The following is a 23,458-nucleotide window of genomic DNA, read 5'->3' as shown; positions in this document are numbered from 1 at the left end:
CACCCCTGACCCCACCCCATCGCCGAGAAGTCACTTTTACGTCCACCCGAGTGTTCTTGGACGTAAAGGTGACTTCTCGAGGGGCGGATGGGGCCTGGACAATCACCGAGGAGTCACATTCACGTCAAGAAGCACCCCGTTGCACGTAGAAGTGACTTCTCGGCGAGGTGGGGGTGGGCGCGGGCAATCCGGAAGGGTGGGAGCGCGGGCAGCTCGGAAGGAGTGGGGGCGAGCGGGAGGAGTGCGCGAGTGAGGTGCTCGGGGCGGCTAGAAGCGCGGGGCTAGGGCGCGGGGCTAGGGGGCGGGGCTAGGGTGCGGGGCTAGGGGGTGGGCGCGCCGAGGGCCGCCGCCACCAGGGCCTGGGCCTCGGCGGGCGGGATGCCCAGGGAGGCGGCACGGTCGGCGTAGGCGCGGGCCGCCGTCTGGAGTTCGCGGTGGGCGGCGTCTCCGGTGGCGGAGACGAAGGAGCCGAGGCGTCCGCGGGTCTCGATCAGCGCATCCGTCTCGAGTTCGCGGTACGCCCGGGCGACGGTGTTGACCGCGAGACCGAGCTCGGCCGCGAGAGCGCGCACCGTGGGCAACCGCGCTCCGGCGGCGAGCCGACCGGACGCGATCGCATCCCGGATGCCCGCCCGCACCTGCTCGAACGGCGCCGCACCGGCACCGTCGTTCACCTCCAGCCCGATCCCGGCCGCGAACGCGGCCCCAGCACCCGGGCCCGAAGCGTCGGACGGGGTCATCGGCGGATGAGGTTCGAGAGCACGATCGCGCTGCGGGTGTGATCGACGTTGGGGGCGATGCGCACGCGCTCCAGCGCATCCTCGAGGCTCGGGATGTCGCGCGAGCGGATGTGTACGATCGCGTCGGCGCTGCCGGTGACGGTGCCGGCGTCGACCACCTCGGGCACGCTCGCCAGGATGCGCTTGAGCTCCGCCGGTGCGACGGTGCCGCGGCAGAACAGCTCGACGTAGGCCTCGGTCACCGTGCCGTCGAGGGCGGGGTTCAGCTGGATGGTGAAGCCGGTGATGACGTTGTCGGCGATCAGGCGGTCGATCCGCCGTTTGACCGCCGACGCGGAGAGGCCGACCACCTGCCCGATGTCGCCGTACCCGCTCCGTGAGTTGATTTTGAGCAGGTCGATGATGCGGTGGTCCAGGGCGTCCATGCCAGGATGCTACGCCTGTTTCTTGCGTGGGTCGGTGAACATTGCACGATTTGCTCCTTGCGTAGCACCAAACCGCGGAAAGCGCGTGCGACACTGAGTGCGGCGTGCCCCGCTCGGGGCCCCAGGACAGCGCGCTGGTCCGCCATCCGCCTCGTGCACCAAGGTGCTGCAAGGAGCCCGTATGTCGACCCCGATTCTCGACCAGGACAGCCAGAGCCAGGCCGATCAGACCCAGACCGGCCAGACCCAGACCGGCGAGGCCCAGGCCGACCAGACCCAGGCCGCCGCGGCCCCCGTCCGCGTCGCATCCCCCCGGCACTACCTGATGTGCCGTCCCGACCACTTCACGGTCACCTACCGGATCAACCCCTGGATGGACCCGGCCATCCCCACCGACACCTCCCTCGCGGTGCGCCAGTGGCAGACCCTGTACGACATCTACCGCTCGCTCGGCCACGAGATCGAGCTGATCGACCAGATCGACGGCCTGCCCGACATGGTCTACACCGCGAACGGCGGGTTCGTGATCGACGGCGTCGCCTACGGCGCGAAGTTCACCCACCCCCAGCGTCAGCCCGAGGGGCCAGCCTTCATGGAGTGGTTCGGCGACCACAACTACCAGGTGATCGAGCCGAAGAACGTCAACGAGGGCGAGGGCGACTTCCTGCTCGTCGGGTCGCGCATCCTCGCCGGCACCGGCTTCCGCAGCGACTCGGGCAGCCACCGCGAGATCGCCGAGCTCTTCGGCCGCGAGGTCGTCACCCTCACGCTGGTCAACCCGAGCTTCTACCACCTCGACACCGCGATCTCGGTGCTCGATCCGCTGACCGACGACGTCACCGCCAACATCGCCTACCTGCCCAGCGCCTTCGACGCCGAGAGCCGCGCGACGCTCGAGCGGTTGTATCCGGATGCGATCATCGTGAGCGAGGAGGACGGCTCGATCCTCGGCCTCAACTCCATCTCCGACGGCCTCAACGTCGTGATCGCCGCGCGAGCCGTCGGCTTCGAGCAGCAGCTCCGCGACCGCGGCTACAACCCGATCGGCGTCGACCTCTCCGAGCTCCTGCTCGGCGGCGGCGGCGTGAAGTGCTGCACGCTGGAGCTGCGAGCATGAGCGCCGCGACCGGCCGCACGGCCACCGACGAGACGACGACCGGCACGACCGGCACGACCGCCCCCGTCGTCCCGTCCGCCCGCGCCGCCCAGCTCATCCACCAGGTCGACGAGCACGCCGCCCACAACTACCACCCGCTCCCCGTCGTGGTCGAGAGCGGCGAGGGCGCCTGGGTCACCGACGTCGACGGCCGCCGCTACCTCGACTGCCTCGCCGCCTACTCGGCCGTGAACTTCGGGCACTCGCATCCGCAGCTCGTCGCCGCGGCGCGCGAGCAGCTCGAGCGCATCACCCTCACCAGCCGCGCCTTCCACGCGGCGGCCCTCGGTCCCTTCGTCGAAGAACTGGCGGCGCTCGCCGGCAAAGACATGGTGCTGCCGATGAACACCGGCGCCGAGGCCGTCGAGTCCGGCATCAAGGTGGCTCGCGCGTGGGGCTACCGCGTGAAGGGCGTCGAGGAGGACCGCGCGGTCATCGTGGTCGCCGACGGCAACTTCCACGGCCGCACCACGACGATCATCAGCTTCTCCGACGACGCCACCGCTCGCGACGACTTCGGGCCCTTCACCCCCGGCTTCTTGCGCGTGCCCTACGGCGATGCGGATGCGCTGGCGCGCGTGCTCTCCGAGACCCCGAACGTGGTCGCGGTGCTGCTCGAGCCGATCCAGGGCGAGGCCGGCATCATCGTGCCGCCGGCCGACTACCTGCCGCGGGTGCGCGAGCTCTGCAGCGCGAACGAATTGCTGTTCATCGCCGACGAGATCCAGTCGGGCCTCGGTCGCACGGGCGCGACCTTCGCCTGCGACCTGGTCGGCGTGGTGCCCGACGTCTACCTGCTCGGCAAGGCCCTCGGCGGCGGCATCGTGCCGGTGTCGGCGGTCGTCGCGAACCGCGACGTGCTCGGGGTGCTCCGCCCCGGCCAGCACGGCTCGACCTTCGGCGGCAACCCGCTCGCGGCCGCCGTCGGAACCGCGGTGGTCAGGATGCTCGCGACCGGCGAGTACCAGGAGCGCGCGGCCCGTCTCGGCGACCACCTGCAGTCGCGCCTCGGCGAGCTCGTCGGGCACGGCGTGGTCACGGTGCGCGGCGCCGGGCTCTGGGCCGGCATCGACATCGACCCCGAACTCGCCACCGGCCGCGAGGTCTGCGAGTTGCTGATGGCGCGCGGGGTCCTGGCGAAGGACACGCACGGCTCCACCATCCGCCTCGCCCCGCCGATCGTGGTCGAGCAGTCGGAGCTCGACTGGGCCGTCGACCAGCTCGAGGCGGTGCTGGCGCAGCTCGCGGCCCGCTGAGTCGGGTCGGTGGGTGCGGCGGTCCCGGCGGACCGGCCCGCCGCATCCGTTCGCCGACCGCGGCGGATCAGCCGGCCCGCCGATTCGCGAGCCCGCCGCATCCGTTCGCCACCCCCGGCCCCACATGCCGCACCCCCGTATCTGTGAGTGAATGCAGAGTGGGATGCGCACAGGCATGCCCCGCCGAAGCGCCGGTAGGATCGGCGTGAAGGCAGGTGATGATGGCGGTTTCCGAGGCGGGCTCGCGGGTCGACAACGCATACGAGTGGCTCCTGGCCGAGATCACCGGGTTCCGGTTGCGGTCGGGTTCGCCCCTCTCTGAGAACCGGCTCGCGACGCAGCTCGGCATCAGCCGCACCCCGGTGCGCGAGGCGCTGCAGCGGCTCGAGAAGGAGGGGCTGGTCAAGCGCACCGACAACGCGCGCTTCACCGTCTCGCAGCTCACCGCGACCGAGGTCAACGACGCCTGCGACCTGCTCGAGCTGCTCGACACCTACATCAGCCGCAAGGCGGCGAGCACCCTCACGGCCGAGCAGGCGGCGACGCTCAAGGGCTACGTCGACGACATGTTCAAGGCCGCCGAGAACGACGACCGGGCGGCCTGGGCGCTCGCCGACCAGCTGTTCCACCGCACCTCGAACGCGCTCGCCGGCAACGTGCTCGTGGCCGAGACCGTGCGCGAGACGCGCCGTCGCATCCAGCGGTTCTGGCTCCGGGCGGCGAGCCTGCAGAGCCGCCTGCTCTCGTGCGCCGAGGAGTACCAAGAGCTCTACGAGGCCATGGTCGCCGGTGACGACGCGGCGATCGAGCCCGCGGTCAAGAAGCACATCGGGCACATGCGCGAGCGGATGCTCGAGATGATCGCCGCGGCCGCCATCCTCCTCGGCGACGACTGACCCGACGCGGAGCCCTTGGCCCCCTGAAGACCCCCGGCCCGCTGTCCCTGGCCTTCCGGTGCCCCCGGCACGACGAATGCCCCTCCGCCCGAAGAATGCCCTCGATCCGTCACTTGTGGTCGCTATACCGTGCCCATAGCGGCAACAAGTGACGGGTCGCGGACAGTCCGGGGCGGCCGGGGCGGCCGGGGGTCGGTTACTCCGGCTCGGTGACGAAGTCGATGAGCTGCTCGACCCGTCCGAGCAGCACCGGCTCGAGATCGGTGTACGTGTTCACCCGCGACAGGATGCGCTTCCAGGCCCGCGCGATGTCGGCCTGCGACGCGTGGGGCCAGCCGAAGGCCTCGCAGATGCCGTGCTTCCACTCGATCGAGCGCGGCACGGTGGGCCAGGCCCGGATCCCCAGCGCCTTGGGCGTCACCGACTGCCAGATGTCGACGTACGGATGCCCCACGACGAGCACGTTCGCCCCGAACGGCCCGCGCGCGACGGCCTCGGCGATGCGACTCTCCTTCGAACCCGGCACGAGGTGGTCGACCAGCACGCCCACGCGACGCGAGCGGGTCGGAGCGAACTCGCGCACGATCGCATCCAGGTCGTCGACGCCCTCGAGGTACTCGACCACCACACCCTCACCGCGGAGGTCGTCGCCCCAGACCTTCTCGACGAGCTCGGCGTCGTGCCGGCCCTCGACGTAGATGCGGCTCGGCCGGGCGACGCGGGCGCGCTCGAGCGGCGCGGCGATCGACCCGGAAGCCGTGCGCTTCGGCCCGGCGGCGGCACCCGCACGAGGCGGAACGAGCTGTACGGCCCGGCCCTCGATCAGGAATCCGGCGCCGAGCGGGAAGACGCGGCGCTTGCCATGCCGATCCTCGAGCTCGACCATCCGGCCCTCGACGCGCACGACGCTGCCGCAGAAGTCGCTCGCGACCTCCTCGACCACGAGGTCGAACTCGGCTTCCACCCGCGGCAGTTCGACCGGCTTCGCGCGGCGGTTGTAGTCGGCGAGAACGTCGGATCCGTAGCGGTCGAAGGGGTCATCCAGCACCGGACAAGGCTACGTCGAGCCCCGGCCCCGCCCGCGGCGGTCGACCGGCACGTCGCCATCCTCCGGGCGGCGCGGTCGGACAATGACGACGGTGCGTACGTTCCGTTCCGGGCATATGCACTGATCGGGCCCGGCGGGCCTCGCCTCGAGCGGCATGTGCCTATCGACCGCGCAGAATAGACTCGTGGGGTGACGGAGCAGAACGCGACCACACGCATCCTTGTCGTCGGCGAGTCGCTGGTCGACGTGGTCGAGGGCGGCGGGGCCAGCGCGAGCACTGATCGCGACGCCAGCTCGGGCACGAGCGCCAGCGAGGGTGCGAGCGCCGGCGCGAGCACCTCGGCCGCCACCTCGCCGACCGAGCACGTGGGCGGGTCGCCCCTCAACATCGCCTACGGGCTCGCGCGGCTGGGTCGCCCGGTCGAGCTGCTGACCGCCATCGGTCCGGATGCGCGCGGCACCGCGATCGCCGACCACCTCGAAGCGGCCGGCGTCGCCGTGCTGGCCGAGTCGCACCGCTCCGAGCCGACCTCGACCGCGACGGCGCGGTTGCGCGCGGACGGATCCGCCGACTACGTCTTCGATCTGCGCTGGTCGTTGCCGGCAGAATCGATCGGCCTCGCCGAGGAGCTCGAGCCGGGCATCGTGCACACCGGCTCGATCGCGGCCTTCCTCGAGCCGGGTGGATCGGCGATCGTGGAGTTGCTGTCGGCGCTCGCCGGCTCCGCGCATCCGCCGCTGGTGACCTTCGACCCGAACATGCGGCCCTCGATCATCACCGACCACGCTTCGGCCTTCGAGCGGTTCGCAGCGATCGCGGCGCTCACCGGCGTGCTCAAACTGAGCGACGAGGATGCGGAATGGCTGTTCCCGGGCGCCTCCGTCGACGAGGCGATCGACCGCATCCTGCAGCTGGGGCCGGGGCTGGTCGCCGTGACCCGGGGCGGCGACGGCGCCGTACTGGCGACGGCGCGCGACCGGGTCGTGGTGCCGGGGGTGCGAGTCGAGGTGGCCGACACGATCGGGGCCGGCGACTCGTTCATGAGCGCGCTGATCTTCTCGCTGGCCGAGCTGCTCGACGGTGCCGCAGCGGCCGGGCGCGGCCCGGGTGGTGCTGAATCGGGTTCGCGCGGAATCTCCGTAGACGACCTGCGCTCGGGCAGGGCCTTCGACGCCGCCGGGCTGCAGCGTTTGGGCGCCTTCTCGGTCCGGTGCGCGGCCGCCACGGTCTCGCGCGCCGGCGCCAATCCGCCCACCCTCGCCGAGGTCACCCCCGCCTGACAGCTGCGCCACCCGTTGGCGCCCGCCCCGTCGGCAACGACGGAGGCGACGGCTGGAAACGGACGGAGAGTCCGTCCGAGCCGTCATCCCGCGTCGTTCTCCGTCGGTGCCGGATGGGGGAGGGGGCGTTCGCGCGGAAGTGGGGCTGGGGCAACGACGGAGGCGGCGGGTCACGACGGAGGGTGAGTCCGTCGGTGGCGCCGTTCCGCGTAGAACTCCGTCGTTGCCGAGCGGGGTGGCGGAGGTGGGCTGGCCGGCCGGAGGTCAGGCGTCGGCGGAGGCGGGGGTGGCCGCCTCATCCTTCGTCACCGGCTTGACCGCCTTGGCACGGGTCGACGCCGCCGCGCGCGTGCCAGAGCCAGCCGCGCCCGAAGCGCCCGAGCGCGCGCCCGAGGCCGCCGAGCCAGAGGAAGCCGCCGCGCCAGAGCCCGCGGCCGCCGCCGGCTTGCGCGCCGGGGCACGCCGCGCGGGCGCCGCCTCGGCCGCCTGCACCGCCGCCGGCGCCACCAGTCGCGGCGCGAGACGCTCGAGCTGCGTGACGTGCGAGGGGTTCAGCTCCTCGAGCGAGTTCACGCCGAGCAGCCGCATCGTGCGGGTGATCTGCTCGCCGAGGATCGCGATCATCCGGTCGACGCCCTCGCGGCCGCCGGCCATCAGCCCGTAGAGGTAGGCCCGCCCGACCATCGTGAACCGTGCGCCGAGCGCGACCGAGGCCACGATGTCGGCACCCGACATGATGCCGGTGTCGAGGTGCACCTCGTACTCTCCGCCGAACTCGCGCGCGACATCCGGCAGCAGGTGGAACGGGATCGGCGCCCGGTCGAGCTGCCGCCCGCCGTGGTTCGAGAGCGTGATGCCGTCGACGCCGATCTCGGCGAGCCGGCGCGCGTCATCCAGGCTCTGCACGCCCTTCACGACGATCTTGCCGGGCCACTGGGCCTTGATCCACTCGAGATCCTCGAAGGTGACGGTGGGGTCGAACATCGAGTCGAGCAGCTCGCCGACCGTGCCCGACCAGCGGTCGAGCGAGGCGAAGGCGAGGGGTTCGGTGGTGAGGAAGTTGATCCACCACTCGGGGCGCGGGATCGCGTTCACGACGGTGCCCGCGGTCAGCTGCGGGGGGATCGAGAAGCCGTTGCGCTTGTCGCGGAGGCGCGCGCCCGCGACCGGCACGTCGACCGTCACGAGCAGGGTGTCGAACCCGGCGGCCGCCGCGCGCTCGACGAGGGCCATCGAGCGGGGGCGGTCCTTCCACATGTACAGCTGGAACCAGTTGCGGCCCGTCGGGTTCGCGGCCTTCACGTCCTCGATCGCGGTCGTGCCCATCGTCGACAGCGAGAACGGGATGCCCGCCGCACCCGCCGCGCCGGCCCCGGCGATCTCGCCCTCGGTCTGCATCATCCGGGTGAAGCCGGTCGGCGCGATGCCGAAGGGCAGGGCGACGGGGGCGCCGAGCACGTCCCAGCCGGTGTTCACCGTCGAGACGTCGCGCAGGATGGCGGGGTTGAACTGGATGTCCTCGAACGCCTGCCGCGCCCGCTTCAGGCTGATCTCGCCTTCGGCCGCGCCCTCGGTGTAGTCGAAGGCGGCCTTCGGCGTGCGGCGGCGGGCGATCTTCTGCAGGTCGTAGATCGTGAGTGCCGAGTCGAGGCGGCGCTTCTTCGCGTTCAGCTCGGGTGCCTTGAAGTGCATGAGCGGGGCGAGGTCTTTGATCTTGGGGATGCGGCGCTGAACCATGCCTAGGTGTCCTCTCGGTGGGGATGGATGCTCGAGACGTTCGTCTCGTCGTGGTACGTCTCGATGTGGTCGCGGATGCGCGTGCGCGCGAGCTCGGGATCGCCCGCCTCGACCGCGGCCACGATGGCCCGGTGCTCGGCTTTCAGGCGGGTGGATGTGGCCTCCCACGACGGGAGGACGGATGCGCCGACGCGCACGTAGGCCTCGATCGACTCGCGCAGCCCCGACATCATCGCCGCGATCACCTCGTTGCCGGAGGCCTGGGCGAGGGCGAGGTGGAACGCCTGGTCGAGGGTGAGGAACTCGTCGCGCGTGAGCTCGGCCTCCGGCTGCTCCATGGCGTCGAGGATCTCGAGCGCCGGGGCGAGGGCAGGCAGGTGCGCGGTTGCGGATGCGGCGGTGGGTGCCGATGTGGTGGCGAGGGTCGCGGTGGGTGCGGCGACGGGCTCGGCGTGGTCCGACCGCGGGTGAGCGGATGCGGCGACGGCGCGTGCGAGCTCGGTCACCACGTCCGACTCCAGCACGAGCCGCGTCTTGACGACGTCGCGCACCGCGAAGCCGTGGGCCGCGACCTGCAGCCGCACGAGTGCCGACATGCCCCCGCTCGGCCGCGAGATGATGATCGCGCCCGACTGCGGACCCGACCCCGCCTGCGTGCGGATGAGCCCCAGCACCTCGAGCACCCGGAGCGCCTCGCGCACGCTCGACCGGCCCACGCCGAGGTCGGCGGCCAGCGCCCGCTCGGAGGGCAGGTGGTCGCCGGGGCCGAGGGCGCCCGAGAGCAGATCGGACTCGACCCGCTGCAGCACGGTCTCCCAGGCCCTGGCGGTGTCGATGGAGGCGGATGGTCCGCTCACTCGCGTCCTCCTCGACGGTGACTGGGCATGGATGCTGACTGGCAGGGATGCTGACTGGTCAGAGACGCGCGGGGTGCCCCCGTGGTCCGACCATGTGGTCTGACCACACGATAGCACGCGAGCCGATGGGGATCGAGTGCCACCTGCGCATCCGGGCCCGACCACCGCCCCGGCCCGCCGACGCGCGTGGTCTACCGCGAATCCGCCGGAGTACGGCAGAGTGGCACCATGACCGATTACAGCGATCCGGCGAAGACGTCTCAGCGCTTGAGCAACAGCGACCGGGAGTCGGCCGTGGCGGCACTCGCCCGTGCCCACACCGACGGCCGGCTGAACGCCGACGAGTACCTCGAGCGCTCGACGGCGGCGCGCTCGGCCGTGACGCGCGGCGACCTGGCCCCGCTGTTCACCGATCTGCCCGACACCGCGAACGAGAGCGTGATCGACTCGGTCACCGACCCCTCGCCCGATCCCGACCTCGCGCCCCCGGCCGGCTTCACCGCCGCGCCCGTCGGAGCCCCGGCGGCGGCCGGCTCCGGCTCCGGCTACCGCGACGACCAGGGCTTCCGTGGCGACGGCTCCCGTGGAGACGGCTACCGCGGCGATCCCCGCGACGACCGCCCCGACTACAGCCGCCGTCGCCCCCTCGGCGGGGCGGCCGGCGTCGTGGCCGTGAGCCTCACCCCGCTCATCGCCCTCGTCGTGTTCCTGCTGCTGGGCTTCTTCACGCCCGACGGTTTCCGCTGGTCGTGGATCGTCTGGCTCGCCGTGCCCATCGTCGGCATCATCGTCTACGGCCCCGGCGGCCGAAGGGACTATGACCGCCGCTGACCCCACCGCCCCCGAGGCGGCGAATTCCCGCGGCGACGACGACGGAACGATCCTTATCGGCGTCGTCGTCTCCCAGTGGGAGCAGGCCTGCTGCGGGATGGGATTCCGGGTCGGCGACGTCGTCACCTGGGACGTCTTCTGGGCGCGCGACGGCATCCTGACCGACTTCGGTCCCGACCAGGCCGAGGGTGTGGACCTGGCCGAGACCCACCACGGGGGATTGGACGTCGGCGCCCTGACGCGCGTGGCCGGCCGTGTCGTGGCCATCCGTGCGGTCAGTCAGCGGATCCACCGCCCCGATCCCGCCGGCCCGTCGACCACCGTGAGGGGCGAGTCGACGTCGACCCCGGTCGACCAGGTGCACGGCCGTGCGAGGTCCGAGCCGGGAGATGCGGCCGTGGCAGTATCCGCCGCCGCGCCGGCACCCGGCTCGCAGCGGTCGGCACCCGCGCCGGCACCCGTCCCGCGGCGGCCGGCGCGCACGTCACCACCCGATCCGTCCGACCCCCGGGTCTTCATCCCGCCGACCGGGGACTGGTACGCGGTGGCGGGAGAGAAGGTCGCCCCCGAGCGCCCCGACGAGGAGCGGAGCCACCTCGCCGGCTGGATCGTGGAACTCGACGTCCCCGCCGGCACGGCCCTCCCCGACCCAGACCCCGCCCCCGACCCCGCCCAAGACCCAGACCCCGCCCCCGCCCCCGCCCCCGCTGAGAGCTGAGCCCGCGAACCCCCACGCCGGTGGCTCCGCTCCAGTCGAGTCCACCGGAGGCCGAGCCGGCTACGCCGGGTCGGGCCAGGCCCCGAGGGTGCGCGCCGCGTCGAAGGTGGCCTCGAGGAAGGCGGCGACCAGCGCATCCGGATCCGGAGCCTGCCGCACCACCTCGTACGGCAGCACGAACTCCCCGAGCGCCTCGTCGTACCGCGCCCCCTCCGGCACCGGCGCATCCGCGAACCCCGGAGGCGCCGGGTACGCGTAGGAGTAGAACGCCCCCTCGGCCCCGCCGCCGGGCCAGAACCCCGCACTGCTGATCTCGTGCGAGTACCCCTCGACCATCACCCGGTCGGGGCAGTTCGGCACGCCACCCGGATGCTCGGGGGCACGTCGGCCGGAGAAGCGGGTGACCGCGAGATCCATGGCCCCCCAGAAGAAGTGCACCGGGCTCGCCTTGCCGGTGAACCCGGCGCGGAACACGGTCAGCACCCGCTCGGCCTGGATCAGCTGCCGCCAGAACGCGGTCACCGCCCGGGCGTCGTACGAGCAGTGCTCGGTGTCGTCGGCGAAGGGGATCGCCGGGTCGACCTCGTTGGGCACACCGTGGATGGCGACGGTCACGCCGAGCGCGCCCAGCGCATCCATCACCCGGTCGTGGAAGACCGAGACGGCCATCGGCTCGAGCGCGAAGCCCCCGTCGCGGCCGTCGCTCCGACGCAGCTCGAGGCGGTGCCGGACCAGGTCGAACTCGATCTCGAACAGGTCGTGGTCATACGGCACGGGTCCGGTCGACAGGCCGCGGGCCGTGACGTACAGCGGCACCTGCCACCAATGGTTCAGCATCGGCGCGAACGCCATCCTGATCTTGCCGACGATCTGCACCCACATGTGCAGGGTGGTGCGGGTGTCGGTCCACTCCTCGGCGGCCAGTGCCGGCCAGCCCGTTCCGGATGCGCTCATGTCTTCACGCTAGTGCGAGAGCTTCCGAGCCGCGCCGGGCGGGCCGGCCGACGACTCCGCTCAGCCCAGGTCGGCGATCGCGGCCGTGATGACCGCGGCCACCTCGGCGGGGTGGGTCTGCATCACGAGGTGCGGCGCGTCGATCTCGGTCACCGTGCGGGCTCCGGCGCGCTTGTAGCCGAAACGCTCGACGTCGGGGTTGATCGTGTGGTCGGCGCTGGAGACGATGCCCCAGGACGGCTTGGTCTTCCAGGCCGCGACCGGAGCGGTCTCCGAGAAGGCCACCGCGGCCAGCGGGCGCTGCGACACCGCGAGCACGCGGGCCGTGTCGTCGGGCACGCCGGCCGCGAAGACCTGCGGGAAGGCGTCGATCTTCACCGAGACGTCGGTGCCGGGTTCGCCGCCCTCGACCGGGTACGGCGAGTAGACGAGGTTGTTCGCGAGCTCGGAGTCGGGGAAGCCGCCCTGCAGCTGGCCGAGGCTCTCGCCCTCGTCGAGCGCGTAACCGGCGACGTAGACGAGGCCGACCACGTTCTCGGCCGCACCGGCGACCGTGATCACGGCTCCGCCGTAGGAGTGGCCGGCGAGCAGCACGGGCCCGTCGATCTGCTCGACGAAGGAGCGGATGTAGGCGGAGTCGCCGATCAGGCTGCGATTGAACACCGGCGGCACGAGCACGGTGTGACCGGACTCGAGGAGTCGGAGCGTGACGGGTGCCCAGCTGGCGGCATCGGCGAAGGCGCCGTGCACGAGGACGATGGTGGGGGTGGTGGTCATGGCTGCTCCAAAGGTCGGGTTGACGGGAGGCCTCCACTCTGCCCGTCGGCCGGGGCCCAGGGGGAGCCCGGGGCGCCCCCGATCGGCGGATCGTGCAGCGAACGCCGATTTTGCGACGATCGGAGGAACGCCCCGCGCGCCCCTGTGGAATCCTGGCCTGCAGGGCCGTCCGGCCCGGACGGGAGACCGTGATGCTGCTGCCCTCCAACGAGGCGTGCGTGCTCGTGCAGATGACCGCACACACGATGCACGACGTGCCCGCGCATCGGCGGATGTCGCGGTACGCCGTGGACGACCTGGCGATGGCCCGCATCGACTCGGTCGCCCAGACGGTGACCGCCCGGCTCGACGAGGTGCCTGCCCGCCAGCGCGAGAGCACCCAGGTGCAGCTGGTGCACTCCGGTCGGCTGATCCTCCGTCAGGGCGAGCGGGAGACCGCGGTCGCCGCCGGCGAGCTCGTCGTCTACGACGTCAGCCGCCCGTTCGAGTTCGTGTACCCGGATGCCTTCCGCACCACGATCGTGCAGGTGCCCACCGCGGGACTCGGCCTCTCGGCCGGCGCGGTGCATGAGCTGGGGGCGCGGCCGATCGCCCGCACGGAGGCCACCGGCCAGCTGCTCGAAGCCCACCTCCGGCACGCCGACGACGGACCGTCGGTCGCTCCGGCGCTCGTCGACGCGATCCGGATGCTGGCGCGAGACCGGGGCGTGCGGGTCGCCGAGCCCACCCCCGCCCCGACCCTGCGGGGGAGCGCCGGCCGCGTCGCGCTCGTCGAGGCCGCACGGGGGCATGTCGCCGGCGTGTTCGCGTACCCCGACCGCTCCTCGGTCGCGGCCGTGGCGGCGGCCCTCCACGTCTCGGTGCGCACGCTGCATGCCGCCTTCGAGGAGGAGACCGAGACGCTCGGGGCGCTGGTCAGACGCCTGCGCCTCGATCGCGCCCGGATGCTGCTCCAGACGACCGACGACCCGGTGCGGACGGTCGGTGCGCGGGCCGGCTATCCCGACCCGACCACGTTCATCCGGGCGTTCAAGGACGTCGAGGGCGAGACGCCGGCGCGGTGGCGTCGGCACCACACGCGCTGACGGCCGCCGAGCAGGTCAGGCCCAGAGCACCGCACGCGCTGACGGGCGCCGAGCAGGTCAGGCCCGGAGCACCGTCACCACGCGGTGTACCCGGCGTCGGCGTGCACGACCTGGCCCGTGATGGCGCTCGCCGCATCCGACACCAGGAAGGCGATCACGTTCGCGATCTCGGCGGGTTCGATCAGCCGGTGCTCGGGCACCTGCGAGAGCCAGAGCTCCATCGTCGCCGGGTCGGCGCTTCCCACCCCCTTCAGGATCTCGGTGTTGGTGTACCCGGGCGCGACCGCGTTGACCCGCACCCGCTTCTCGGCCCACTCGGAGGCCAGCACCTTCGCCATGTGGGCGACGGCGGCCTTCGCCACGTCGTAGGCCACGTGGTTCTCGGGCCGGGTCGCGCGGAAGGCGGCGATGGAAGAGATGTTGACGATGGATCCGCCACCGTTCGCGCACATGAAGCGCCCGGCCTCGCGCGCCCCGTAGAAGGTACCCGTGAGGTCGATGTCGATCGTGCGCTGCCAGACCTCGTCGGTGAGGTCGAGGGCGGGGGAGTCCTCGACCACGCCGGCGTTGTTGACCCAGATGTCGAGGCGTCCGAACTCGGCGGTGACCGAGTCGACCAGGGCGCGCACAGAGGCGCTGTCGGCGACGTCGACCGGGCGGGCGTGGACGGTGCCCGCGCCCGATTCGTTCAGCGCCGCCGCGGTCGCCTCGGCCGCGTCGAGCCGCGCGTCGGCGATCACGACCTCGGCCCCCGAGGCCGCGAGCCGCGCGCTCGTCGCCGCTCCGATGCCCTGAGCGCCTCCGGTGACGACGGCGAGCTTTCCGGTGAGATCGATCATGGGCGGAATCTCCTTCGATTCGGTGGATGCCCTTCCAATCTCCCGCATTCAGCCAGACTGCACAAGGCGTACGGCCGCACTGCACGGCTACTGCGCGCGCGCACCCAGCAGGAAGCGCACCAGCCGGCGGAGCCCGCCGAGGTCGGCCTCCGTGCGCCCGATCGCCTGCACGATGATGGCGCCGAGGATGGCGGAGCCGAGCTCGCCCACGGGGGTGTCGGCCGGCAGCTCGCCGTCGCGCACCGCACGGCTCAAGCGGGTCTCGAGCGACTGCTCGACCCCCAGGCCGTCGGAGAGGTGCCGGCCGACCGCGTCGTCCTCCGCCGCGGCCGCGACCAGGGAGCGGAGCAGCCCGCTTCCGCCCGGGGAGTGCAGCAGGTCGAGCACGCCGTCGAGCCAGGACTCGACGTCGTCGGCGACGCGGCCGCCTTCGGGGATGTCGAAGTCGACCGGGAACAGCCGCCCGTCGATGAGGCACTCCGCGATGAGCGCCCCCCGGGAGGGCCACCACCGGTAGATGGTCTGCTTGCCGACCCCGGCATCCTTCGCGATGCCCTCGATCGTCAGGTGGTCGTAGCCCCGCTCTCCGAACTGGCGGGCCGTGGCGGCGAGGATCGCCTCACGCGCCGCGGCGCTGCGGACGGGGCCGCTCCGATGCTCAGTCACGCACTCAGGGTAGCGCCAGGTACGAGACGAGACGTCACGTATGATCAAGCGGGTCTGAGGGAGATCACGTGGCTTCACTGCTGTACCGTCTGGGTTCGTTCGCCGCACGGCGGGCATGGGCCGTCATCGCCGCTTGGGTCGTGATCCTCGGTCTCGGCGTCGGCGCCTTCCTCGGCTTCGGCGGCACGCTGAGCAACAGCTTCGACATCCCGGGCACGGCCTCCGGCGCGGTCACCGACCAGCTCGCCGAGAAGCTCCCCGACACGGCGGGCGGCACCGGCACGATCGTCTATCGCACCACCGACGATCAGCCCTTCACCGACCAGCAGAAGCAGGACATCTCCGCGCTCGCGGCCAGTGCGAAGGACCTCGGCGGCGTCGCCGCGGTCGTCGACCCGTTCGCGGCCCAGGCGCAGCAGGCCCAGCAGGCCGAGCAGCTCGCCTCCGGGCAGAGCCAGATCGCGGCCGGCCGCACCCAGCTCGAGACCGGCCAGACCCAGCTCGACGCCGGCGCCGCCCAGCTCGCCGCGGGCCAGCAGCAGCTGGCCGCGGCCCGATCCGCCGCCGTGGCCGCGGGCGCGGGCGAGGCCGAACTGGCGGCACTGGATGCGCAGAAGGCCCAGTTGGATGCGCAGGCCTCCGCGCTCCAGCAGCAGCAGACCCAGCTCGACCAGTCGAAGACCGAACTCGACGCCCAGGCCGAGCAGGCCGACCTCGGTTCGACGCTCCTCGGCATCACCGACGGCATCGGCGTGGTCTCCTCCGACGGCACGACCGCGATCGTGAACGTCTCGTTCGTGCAGCCGCGCCTCGAGCTCTCCGAAGAGGTCAAGCAGGCCACGATCGCCCACTTCCGCGACGCCCCCGTCGACGGCGCACAGGTCGACTTCGGCACCGACATCGCGCAGGGCGTTCCGGAGATCTTCGGCATCGGCGAGGCCGTCGGCCTCGTCTTCGCCGCGATCGTGCTCATCGTGATGCTGGGTTCCCTGATCGCCGCCGCGCTGCCGATCGTCACCGCGCTCCTCGGGGTGGGCGTCGGCGTGACCGGCTCGCTCGCCTTCTCCGGCGTGGTCGACATGGCCTCCGTCACCCCGGTGCTCGGCGTGATGCTCGGCCTCGCGGTCGGCATCGACTACTCGCTGTTCATCGTCAACCGCCACCGCAAGCAGCTGATCGGCGGCGTCCCCGTGCGCGAGTCGATCGGTTTGGCCACCGGCACCTCCGGCACCGCGGTCGTGTTCGCCGGGTCGACGGTGATCGTCGCGCTGCTCGCCCTCAACATCACCGGGGTCCCGTTCCTCGGCCTGATGGGCACGGTCGGCGCGGTCTGCGTGGCCGTCGCCGTGCTCGTCGCCGTCACCCTCGCGCCCGCGATCCTCGGGCTGGTCGGCACCCGGCTCCTCAGCCGCCGTGCCCGGTCGCGGATCGGCCGGAAGCACGTGGGCGGAGCGGCCGTGAAGCCGATGTCGACGGGGCGCGCGGTCGTGACGGCGCTCGTGTCGATCGTCGTGCTCCTGGTCGTCGCCATCCCGTCGCTGTCGATGCGGCTGGGGCTGCCGGACGGATCGAGCGAGCCCGAGGGCTCGACCAGCCAGGCTGCGTTCACCGTGGTCGAGGACGAGTTCGGCGCCGGCGCGAACGGGCCGCTGCTCGTGACGGCCGAGGTGCCGGGCGGCGTGAGCGCCGACGACCTGCTGAAGACGCAGGTCGGTGTCGCCCAGACCCTGTCGGGCCTCTCCGACGTGGTCGCGGTCGCCCCGGTCGCGGCGTCGGACGACAACACGCTCCTCGCCTTCCAGGTGCTGCCGGCCGAGGGGCCGAACAGCCTCTCGACCGAGACCCTCGTCAAGGACATCCGGGCCCTGCCCGAGCAGGCCGGCGGCATCACGCTCGGCGTCGCCGGCCAGGCCGCGACCAACATCGACATCTCCGAGGCCCTGGCCGACGTGCTGCCGATCTACCTGGTCGTGGTGGTCGGGCTCTCGCTGCTGATCATGATCGTGGTGTTCCGGTCGCTGCTGGTGCCGCTGATCGCGACCGGCGGGTTCGTGCTGTCGCTGTTCGCGACCTACGGCCTGATCGTGTCGGTGTTCCAGTTCGGCTGGGGCGCCTCGCTGATCGGGTTGCACAGCACCGGGCCCATCCTGAGCTTCCTGCCGGTGATCCTGGTGGGCATCCTGTTCGGGCTGGCGATGGACTACCAGCTCTTCCTGGCCTCCGGGATGCGCGAGGCCTACGTGCACGGCTCTCCCGCGCGGCTCGCGGTGGCCCAGGGCTTCCGGGCGGGGCGGTCGGTCGTGACGGCGGCAGCGCTGATCATGGTCTCGGTCTTCGGCGGCTTCATCTTCTCGGAGTCGACGATCATCCGCTCGATCGGTTTCGGCCTCGCCTTCGGCGTGCTGCTGGACGCCTTCGTCGTGCGGATGCTGCTGATGCCGGCCCTGATGCACCTGCTCGGCGGGGCCGCGTGGTGGCTGCCGCGGTGGCTGGACCGCATCATCCCGAACGTCGACATGGAGGGGGCCGCGCTCGAGCGCGACCACCCGGGCGTGCAGACCGGCGGGGTGCCGCTGGCGTCGTGACCTGAGCAGTAGGGTCGAGCCGTGGCCCCACGCTCCCGTCGTCGCTGGTACCGGCGCCCCTCGCGGATGATCCCGCTCGCCCTCGGCACGGTGGTGCTGGTCGGGGTCGTGGCCTTCCTGGTGAGTCCGTGGCCGGCGGCGTTGGTGATCCGGGCCCTCTTCGGGCAGGGGGCGCGCTCGACCCTGGCGACGATGCAGCCCTTCGACCCCGTCGACGGCATCACCCAGACGCTCGACGTGCCGTACGACACGAGCGCTCCGGATGCGACCGCCGCGGCGGCGGCGTCGACGAGTCTGGACGTGTTCAGCCCCAGCACGGGCACCGGTGCGCTGCCCACGGTCGTCTGGATCCACGGCGGGGCCTGGATCTCGGGCGACAAGAAAGAGGTGCGGCCCTACGTGCGGATGATCGCAGCCGAGGGCTACACGACGGTCTCGCTCAACTACTCGATCTCGCCCGAGGTCACCTACCCGACCGCCGTGACCGAGCTGAACGACGCCCTGGCCTTCCTCGTCGCGCACGCGGCCGAGTACCGCATCGACCCGAGCCGGATCGTGCTGGCCGGCGACTCCGCGGGCGCCAACCTCGCCAGCCAGCTCGCGGTCGTGACCACGAACCCCGACTACGCCTCCCTGGTCGGGCTGACCCCGGCGCTCTCACCCGAGCAGCTGCGCGGGGTCGTGCTCGACTGCGGCATCTACGACGTCTCCGGCATCCCGGACGCCCCCGGCATCGGCGGGTGGGGGTTCCGGATCGCGCTGTGGTCGTACCTCGGGGAGCGCGACTGGGTCGACACCCCCGGCGGCGTCCAGATGTCGACGCTCGACTACGTGACCGCCGACTTCCCGGCCACCTGGATCTCGGGCGGCAACGGCGACCCGCTCACCCCGACCCAGTCGGTGCCGATGTCCGAGAAGCTGAGCGGTCTGGGCGTCGACGTCACGAACGTCTTCTACCCGGACGACCAGGACCCCGCCCTGCCGCACGAGTACCAGTTCCACTTCGACCTCGACGCGGCGCAGACGGCGCTGGCCTCGACAGTCGACTTCCTCGGCCGCGTCACCCGCTGAGCCGCGCTGCCGGGTCTGGCCGCGACCGGGCCGGGCCGGGCTGCCGCTCGTGCGTCGAAAGACTCGACAGATGTCGGGCGGCGACGACGGGCCGCCGACGTAGCGTCTCCTGCACCGGCCCGCACGGGCGAGGCCGACAGACGGGAAGAGCGGATGCACCCCCTCAGCTACCACCGGGCCACCAGTGTGCAGGATGCGGTGGCCGAGTCCGCCCGGCCCGGCGCCGCCCTCATCGCGGGCGGCACCAGCCTGGTCGACCTGCTGAAGGAGGGCAGTGTCGGCCCCGACCGCCTGGTCGACATCTCGCGCCTGGAGCTGGGCGGCATCCACCTCGGCGGTGACGGCGATGCGGGCGACGGGGGTGACGGCGGCCCCGGTCGCTCTCTGCGCGTGGGCGCCCTCGTGTCGAACACGGCGCTCGCCGAGCATCCGCTGGTGGTCGAGCGCTACACCGCCGTGAGCGAGGCGGTGCACTCCGGCGCGACTCAGCAGATCCGCGGAATGGCCTCCACGGCGGGCAACCTGCTGCAGCGCACGCGCTGCCCCTACTTCCGCGACCCCGACCAGGCGTGCAACAAGCGCGACCCGGGCAGCGGCTGCGCCGCGGTGCACGGCTTCAACCGGATGCACGCGATCTTCGGCCACGGCTACGACCCGTCGGTGGGGGTCGACGCCACCACGTGCATCGCGGCCCACCCCTCCGATCTCGCCGTGGCGCTGGTGGCCTTCGACGCGGAGGTGCTCGTCGAGGGCCCGGAGGGAGCCCGCACCATCGCGGTGCAGGAGCTGTTCCGATTGCCGGAGGGGCATCCGGACGTCGACTTCACACTCCGGGCGGGCGAGGTGATCACGGCGATCGTGCTGCCGCCCTTCTCGGGCCGCTCGCACTACCTCAAGGTGCGCGACCGGGCCTCGTTCGCCTATGCACTCGTCTCCTGCGCGGCGACGCTCGAGCTCGACGGCGACGGTCGGATCAGCCGGGCCCGGATCGCACTCGGCAGCGTGGCGGCGCGGCCGTGGCGGCTCCCCGCCGTGGAGCGGATGCTCGTCGGCGAGCCGCCGAGCGCGGAGCTCTTCGCCGAGGCGGCCGCCCGGGCCTCGGACGGCAGCGTCGCGTTCTCGATGAACTCGTACAAGCGGCCGTTCTCGCGCTCGATCGTGCGCCGCATCCTGTCGCAGACCGCCGGGCTCGAACCGCTGCCCGGGCCGCCCGGCACCGCACTCTCGGCGAGCGTGGGCGGGCTCGCGGGTACCACCCGGCCCCGGGACGAGCTGGTGGGGGAGGCGTCGTGAGCGCGGCACGGCACGCGGCGGCCACCGTCGCACCGGCCGCCGCCCCGCCCGCCGGCCCCGCCGCCGCACCGGCCGCACCCCCGTTCGTGGCGGTCGGCGCGGCCTCGCCCCGCCCGGACGGCCGCCAGAAGGTCACCGGCACCGCCACCTTCACCGCGGAATGGCCGGTAACCGGCCTCGCCCACGGCGCCCTCGTGATGAGCGGTATCTCCCGCGGCACCATCCGCTCGATCGACTCGACGGCCGCCCTCGCGGTGCCGGGAGTGTTGGCCGTCGTCACCCACGAGAACGCTCCGACGCTCGCGCCCTACCCCGCCACGGGCGCCGGTTTCCCGCTCTCGGGCGACGGCGGTTTCGGCGAGGCGCTGCAGCCGTTGCAGAGCCCGCGGATCCACTACGGGGCGCAGCCCGTGGCCGTGGTTGTGGCTGAGACGGTGGAGGCGGCGCGTCACGCCGCCGGCCTCGTGCACCTCGAGTACGACGCGGAGGAGCCCGAGACGGTGCTCGACGCTTCGTCGAACCGGCGGTTCCCCGAGGAGTTCGGCGGCACCGACAAGCTGCAGCGCGCCGACGCGGGCGCTGCCGAGGCCTGGACCTCGTCGGCCGTGCACGTCGAGGCCGAGTACGACACCTCGATCGTGCACCACAACCCCATCGAGCTGCTCTGCACGATCGCCGAGTGGTCGGGGCCGGGAAGGGGTGAGGGCGACCCCGAAGTCGACGGCGAAGGCCCGGTGCTCATCCTGCACGACACCTGCCGCGGGGTGCAGATGCTGCGCGACTTCGCCGCGCACTCCTTCTCGCTCGACCCCGATGACGTGGTGGTCGTCTCGACGTTCATCGGCGGGGCCTTCGGGTCGAAGGCCTGGTCGTTCCACAACCCGCTGCTCGTGGCGCTGGCGGCGCGGGTGGTGGGGCGACCGGTGAAGATCGAGTGGCGCCGCCAGCAGGTCTACTCCACCGGCGGCCACCGCCCCGGCACCCACCAGACGGTGCGGCTCGGAGCCGACGCCGAGGGCCGCCTGCAGTCGGTCTCGCACGACACCCGCACCCACACTTCGACGGTGAGCGGCTACACCGAGTTCGGCGCGCGGATGACGAAGATGATGTACGCGACGCCCCACCTGGCGTACTCGACCGAGCTCGCGAGCCTCAACCTGCCCTCGCCGAGCGTCATGCGCGGCCCCGGCTTCCTGCCCGGCAGCTTCGCGCTCGAGAGTGCGATGGATGAACTGGCCCACGAGCTCGGCCACGATCCGGTCCAGCTGCGGCTCGCCAACTACGCGACCGCCGACCCCGACACCGGGCAGCCCTTCTCGAACAAGCACCTGCGCGAGTGTTACGAGCGGGGAGCCGAGCTGTTCGGCTGGAGCGACCGCCCCGCGACGCCCGGCGCGCGGCGCGTGGGAGACGCCTTCGTGGGCTTCGGGATGTCGTCGGCCATGCACCCGGCCGAGCAGCGGGCCGCGTCGGCCAGCGTGACGCTGCTCGCCGACGGCACCGCCGTCGGGCGCAGCGCCACACACGAGCTCGGAAACGGAGCCTACTCGGTGTTCCGCCTGATCGCGGCCGACGCCGTGGGGCTGCCGCTCGACCGGGTGCGCTTCGAGCTCGGCGACTCACGGCTGCCCTCGGCCCCGCCCACCGCGGGATCGGTGACCACTGCCAGTGTCGGACCCGCCGTCGAGGCGGCCGGCGCCGCCGTGATCGAGTCGCTGAAGCGCCTCGCCCGGCAGCTCGAGGGCTCACCGCTCTCGGGCCTGCCCTCGGCGCGGGTGGGGTCGCGCGACGGGTCTCTGTACGACCTCGAGCATCCGGAGCGCTCGCAGAGCTTCGCCGAGATCCTCGCCGCCGCGGGTCTCCCCTCGATCACGGCCGAGGGCTCGGGCAAGCCCGGCCCCGAGCGCGAGAACCACGCCTTCTACTCCTTCGGCGCGGTCTTCGCCGAGGTGCGCGTCGACGCCGACTTCGGGGTGGTGCGGGTCGAGCGGCTCACCGGCGTCTACGACTTCGGACGCATGATCAACCCCACCACGGCGCGCTCGCAGATCATGGGCGGAATGATCTTCGGAATCGGCATGGCGCTGATGGAGGAGACGGTCTTCGACCCCACGACGGGCCTGCCCGTGGTGCGCAACCTCGCCGACTACCACGTGCCGAGCTGCGGCGACTCGCCCGCCGTGACCATCGAGGCGATCGACGTGCCGGACGAGCGGTTGGGCGCGCTGGGCGCCTACGGAATCGGCGAGATGGGCTGCAACGGCGTGCCCGCGGCCATCGCGAACGCCGTCTTCAACGCGACGGGCGGGCGCATCCGGAGCCTGCCGATGACCCCGGACACGGTGATGGACGATGCCTGAGACACCCCCGTTCGTGCTGCGCATCAACGGCGTCGACCGTTCGGTGGCGCCCGACCCGCGCACCACGGTGCTCGACGCGCTGCGCGAGCAGCTGCAGCTCACCGGAACCAAGAAGGGTTGCGACCACGGCCAGTGTGGCGCCTGCACGATCCACGTCGACGGCGAGCCGCGGCTGGCGTGCCTGACGCTGGCGGTGATGGCCGACGGGCGCGACATCCGCACGATCGAGGGGCTGCAGGATGCGGATGCGGCATCGGGCGTGGGCGCCGCTTCGGATGCGGGCGCTGCTGCGGACGGCGACTCCTCGTCCGACTCCGCCGCCCCGCTGCACCCGGTGCAGGCCGCCTTCGTCGAGCACGACGCCTTCCAGTGCGGCTACTGCACCTCGGGCCAGATCATGTCGGCGGTGGCCTGCCTCCGGCAGGGACGCACCTCGTCGGCGGGCGAGATCCAGGAGTTCATGAGCGGCAACCTCTGCCGCTGTGCGGCGTACCCCAACATCATCGCGGCCATCGAGCACGTCGCCGCCGAGCAGGGCTCCAACCACGACCGAACCGATTGAGACTTGCTCGATTTCTGTCAGACTGGGCAAAGCAAAACCCCGGCCGTGTGATCGGTCCTCCGAGGAGGACTACAGGGACGGATCCGGGGTGTTAATGACAACCTTAGGCGGGTGGTGAATGGCGGTCAACCCGACGCCCTGGTCGTTCTACGAACACCACTTCGCGGCTGCTCGGCTGCAACACTACCTGTCCGAGTATGCCGGCGACCGGGTGGCGGCAATACGTCTGTACGAGTGGAACGCCGCGGTGTCGGCGGCGTTCTGGGAGTCGCTGTGCTTCCTCGAGGTAGCCCTTCGCAATGCGATCGACGACCGAATGAG

20 protein-coding genes and 1 pseudogene are annotated in these 23,458 nt (G+C 72.1%); 12 read left to right on the top strand and 9 right to left on the bottom strand.

What is annotated here, in order from left to right; all coding sequences use genetic code 11:
- Nucleotides 1-320 precede the first annotated feature (320 nt).
- Together AC59HU_RS16080 and AC59HU_RS16075 are read right to left on the bottom strand one after the other, a co-directional pair.
- A complete protein-coding gene (locus tag AC59HU_RS16080) occupies nt 321-740 on the bottom strand; it encodes a GntR family transcriptional regulator (protein WP_497224432.1) in 420 nt (139 codons plus the stop codon).
- Complete coding sequence (locus tag AC59HU_RS16075) at nt 737-1,165, bottom strand: Lrp/AsnC family transcriptional regulator (RefSeq protein WP_497224431.1); 429 nt, start codon at nt 1,163-1,165, stop codon at nt 737-739. The genes AC59HU_RS16080 and AC59HU_RS16075 overlap by 4 nt, the downstream gene beginning before the upstream one ends.
- Nucleotides 1,166-1,346: 181 nt before the next feature.
- Here AC59HU_RS16075 and ddaH point away from each other — a divergent pair, with 181 nt between their 5' ends.
- The 3 genes from ddaH (at nt 1,347) to AC59HU_RS16060 (ending at nt 4,473) form a co-directional block, all read left to right on the top strand.
- Complete coding sequence (gene ddaH, locus AC59HU_RS16070; RefSeq protein WP_497224430.1) at nt 1,347-2,282, top strand: dimethylargininase; 936 nt, start codon at nt 1,347-1,349, stop codon at nt 2,280-2,282.
- Entirely contained in the window at nt 2,279-3,577 is a 1,299-nt protein-coding gene (gene rocD, locus AC59HU_RS16065; protein WP_497224429.1) for an ornithine--oxo-acid transaminase, read from the top strand. The genes ddaH and rocD overlap by 4 nt, the downstream gene beginning before the upstream one ends.
- A 221-nt stretch (nt 3,578-3,798) precedes the next feature.
- Nucleotides 3,799-4,473, top strand: a complete 675-nt coding sequence (locus AC59HU_RS16060; protein WP_497224428.1) for a GntR family transcriptional regulator — start codon at nt 3,799-3,801, stop codon at nt 4,471-4,473.
- Between the two features lie 196 nt (nt 4,474-4,669).
- Here the strand turns inward: AC59HU_RS16060 and AC59HU_RS16055 are convergent, their stop codons facing one another.
- Nucleotides 4,670-5,521, bottom strand: a complete 852-nt coding sequence (locus tag AC59HU_RS16055) for a DUF3097 domain-containing protein (protein WP_497224427.1) — start codon at nt 5,519-5,521, stop codon at nt 4,670-4,672.
- A 189-nt stretch (nt 5,522-5,710) separates the two neighbouring features.
- Here AC59HU_RS16055 and AC59HU_RS16050 point away from each other — a divergent pair, with 189 nt between their 5' ends.
- Nucleotides 5,711-6,802 (top strand): PfkB family carbohydrate kinase, encoded by a 1,092-nt coding sequence (locus tag AC59HU_RS16050; RefSeq protein ID WP_497224426.1) that lies wholly within the window; start codon nt 5,711-5,713, stop codon nt 6,800-6,802.
- A 510-nt stretch (nt 6,803-7,312) separates the two neighbouring features.
- On the opposite strand, the pseudogene AC59HU_RS16045 reads toward AC59HU_RS16050, so the two are convergent.
- Both AC59HU_RS16045 and AC59HU_RS16040 read right to left on the bottom strand, forming a co-directional pair.
- Nucleotides 7,313-8,539 (bottom strand): annotated as a pseudogene (locus tag AC59HU_RS16045) (alpha-hydroxy acid oxidase); the annotation flags it as partial.
- A 2-nt stretch (nt 8,540-8,541) separates the two neighbouring features.
- Nucleotides 8,542-9,396 carry a FadR/GntR family transcriptional regulator gene (locus AC59HU_RS16040; protein WP_497224425.1) on the bottom strand — a complete coding sequence of 285 codons (855 nt, stop codon included), beginning with the start codon at nt 9,394-9,396 and terminating at the stop codon, nt 8,542-8,544.
- A 228-nt stretch (nt 9,397-9,624) separates the two neighbouring features.
- On the opposite strand from AC59HU_RS16040, the gene AC59HU_RS16035 reads away from it, so the two are divergent.
- Nucleotides 9,625-10,227: a DUF1707 SHOCT-like domain-containing protein gene (locus AC59HU_RS16035; protein WP_497224424.1), complete on the top strand. Its 603-nt coding sequence runs from the start codon at nt 9,625-9,627 to the stop codon at nt 10,225-10,227.
- Nucleotides 10,214-10,945, top strand: coding sequence for a DUF6578 domain-containing protein (locus AC59HU_RS16030; RefSeq protein WP_497224423.1), 732 nt, complete (start codon nt 10,214-10,216; stop codon nt 10,943-10,945). The genes AC59HU_RS16035 and AC59HU_RS16030 overlap by 14 nt, the downstream gene beginning before the upstream one ends.
- A gap of 60 nt (nt 10,946-11,005) precedes the next feature.
- On the opposite strand, the gene AC59HU_RS16025 is transcribed toward AC59HU_RS16030, so the two are convergent.
- Nucleotides 11,006-11,899, bottom strand: coding sequence for a DUF5996 family protein (locus tag AC59HU_RS16025; RefSeq protein WP_497224422.1), 894 nt, complete (start codon nt 11,897-11,899; stop codon nt 11,006-11,008).
- A 60-nt stretch (nt 11,900-11,959) separates the two neighbouring features.
- The gene (locus tag AC59HU_RS16020; protein ID WP_497224421.1) at nt 11,960-12,676 is read right to left on the bottom strand and encodes an alpha/beta hydrolase; all 717 of its coding nucleotides are present in this window, start codon (nt 12,674-12,676) and stop codon (nt 11,960-11,962) included.
- 191 nt (nt 12,677-12,867) lie between these two features.
- Here AC59HU_RS16020 and AC59HU_RS16015 point away from each other — a divergent pair, with 191 nt between their 5' ends.
- Nucleotides 12,868-13,761, top strand: coding sequence for an AraC family transcriptional regulator (locus AC59HU_RS16015; RefSeq protein ID WP_497224420.1), 894 nt, complete (start codon nt 12,868-12,870; stop codon nt 13,759-13,761).
- A 74-nt stretch (nt 13,762-13,835) separates the two neighbouring features.
- Here AC59HU_RS16015 and AC59HU_RS16010 read toward each other — a convergent pair whose 3' ends face one another.
- Nucleotides 13,836-14,600 (bottom strand): SDR family NAD(P)-dependent oxidoreductase, encoded by a 765-nt coding sequence (locus tag AC59HU_RS16010; RefSeq protein WP_497224419.1) that lies wholly within the window; start codon nt 14,598-14,600, stop codon nt 13,836-13,838.
- Between the two features lie 87 nt (nt 14,601-14,687).
- The gene (locus AC59HU_RS16005) at nt 14,688-15,266 is read right to left on the bottom strand and encodes a TetR/AcrR family transcriptional regulator (RefSeq protein WP_497224418.1); all 579 of its coding nucleotides are present in this window, start codon (nt 15,264-15,266) and stop codon (nt 14,688-14,690) included.
- 68 nt (nt 15,267-15,334) lie between these two features.
- On the opposite strand from AC59HU_RS16005, the gene AC59HU_RS16000 reads away from it, so the two are divergent.
- The 5 genes from AC59HU_RS16000 to AC59HU_RS15980 all read left to right on the top strand — a co-directional run bounded on the left by AC59HU_RS16000 (nt 15,335) and on the right by AC59HU_RS15980 (nt 23,137).
- Entirely contained in the window at nt 15,335-17,851 is a 2,517-nt protein-coding gene (locus tag AC59HU_RS16000; protein WP_497224417.1) for an MMPL family transporter, read from the top strand.
- Between the two features lie 21 nt (nt 17,852-17,872).
- Nucleotides 17,873-18,922: an alpha/beta hydrolase gene (locus AC59HU_RS15995; RefSeq protein WP_497224416.1), complete on the top strand. Its 1,050-nt coding sequence runs from the start codon at nt 17,873-17,875 to the stop codon at nt 18,920-18,922.
- Between the two features lie 153 nt (nt 18,923-19,075).
- A complete protein-coding gene (locus tag AC59HU_RS15990; RefSeq protein WP_497224415.1) occupies nt 19,076-20,215 on the top strand; it encodes an FAD binding domain-containing protein in 1,140 nt (379 codons plus the stop codon).
- Nucleotides 20,212-22,575, top strand: a complete 2,364-nt coding sequence (locus AC59HU_RS15985) for a xanthine dehydrogenase family protein molybdopterin-binding subunit (protein WP_497224414.1) — start codon at nt 20,212-20,214, stop codon at nt 22,573-22,575. Before AC59HU_RS15990 ends, AC59HU_RS15985 begins: the two co-directional genes overlap by 4 nt.
- Complete coding sequence (locus AC59HU_RS15980; RefSeq protein WP_497224413.1) at nt 22,568-23,137, top strand: (2Fe-2S)-binding protein; 570 nt, start codon at nt 22,568-22,570, stop codon at nt 23,135-23,137. Before AC59HU_RS15985 ends, AC59HU_RS15980 begins: the two co-directional genes overlap by 8 nt.
- Nucleotides 23,138-23,458 lie beyond the last annotated feature (321 nt).

Source organism: Herbiconiux sp. 320_LB (assembly GCF_059691755.1).
This window is presented reverse-complemented; position numbering and strand designations above follow the sequence as displayed.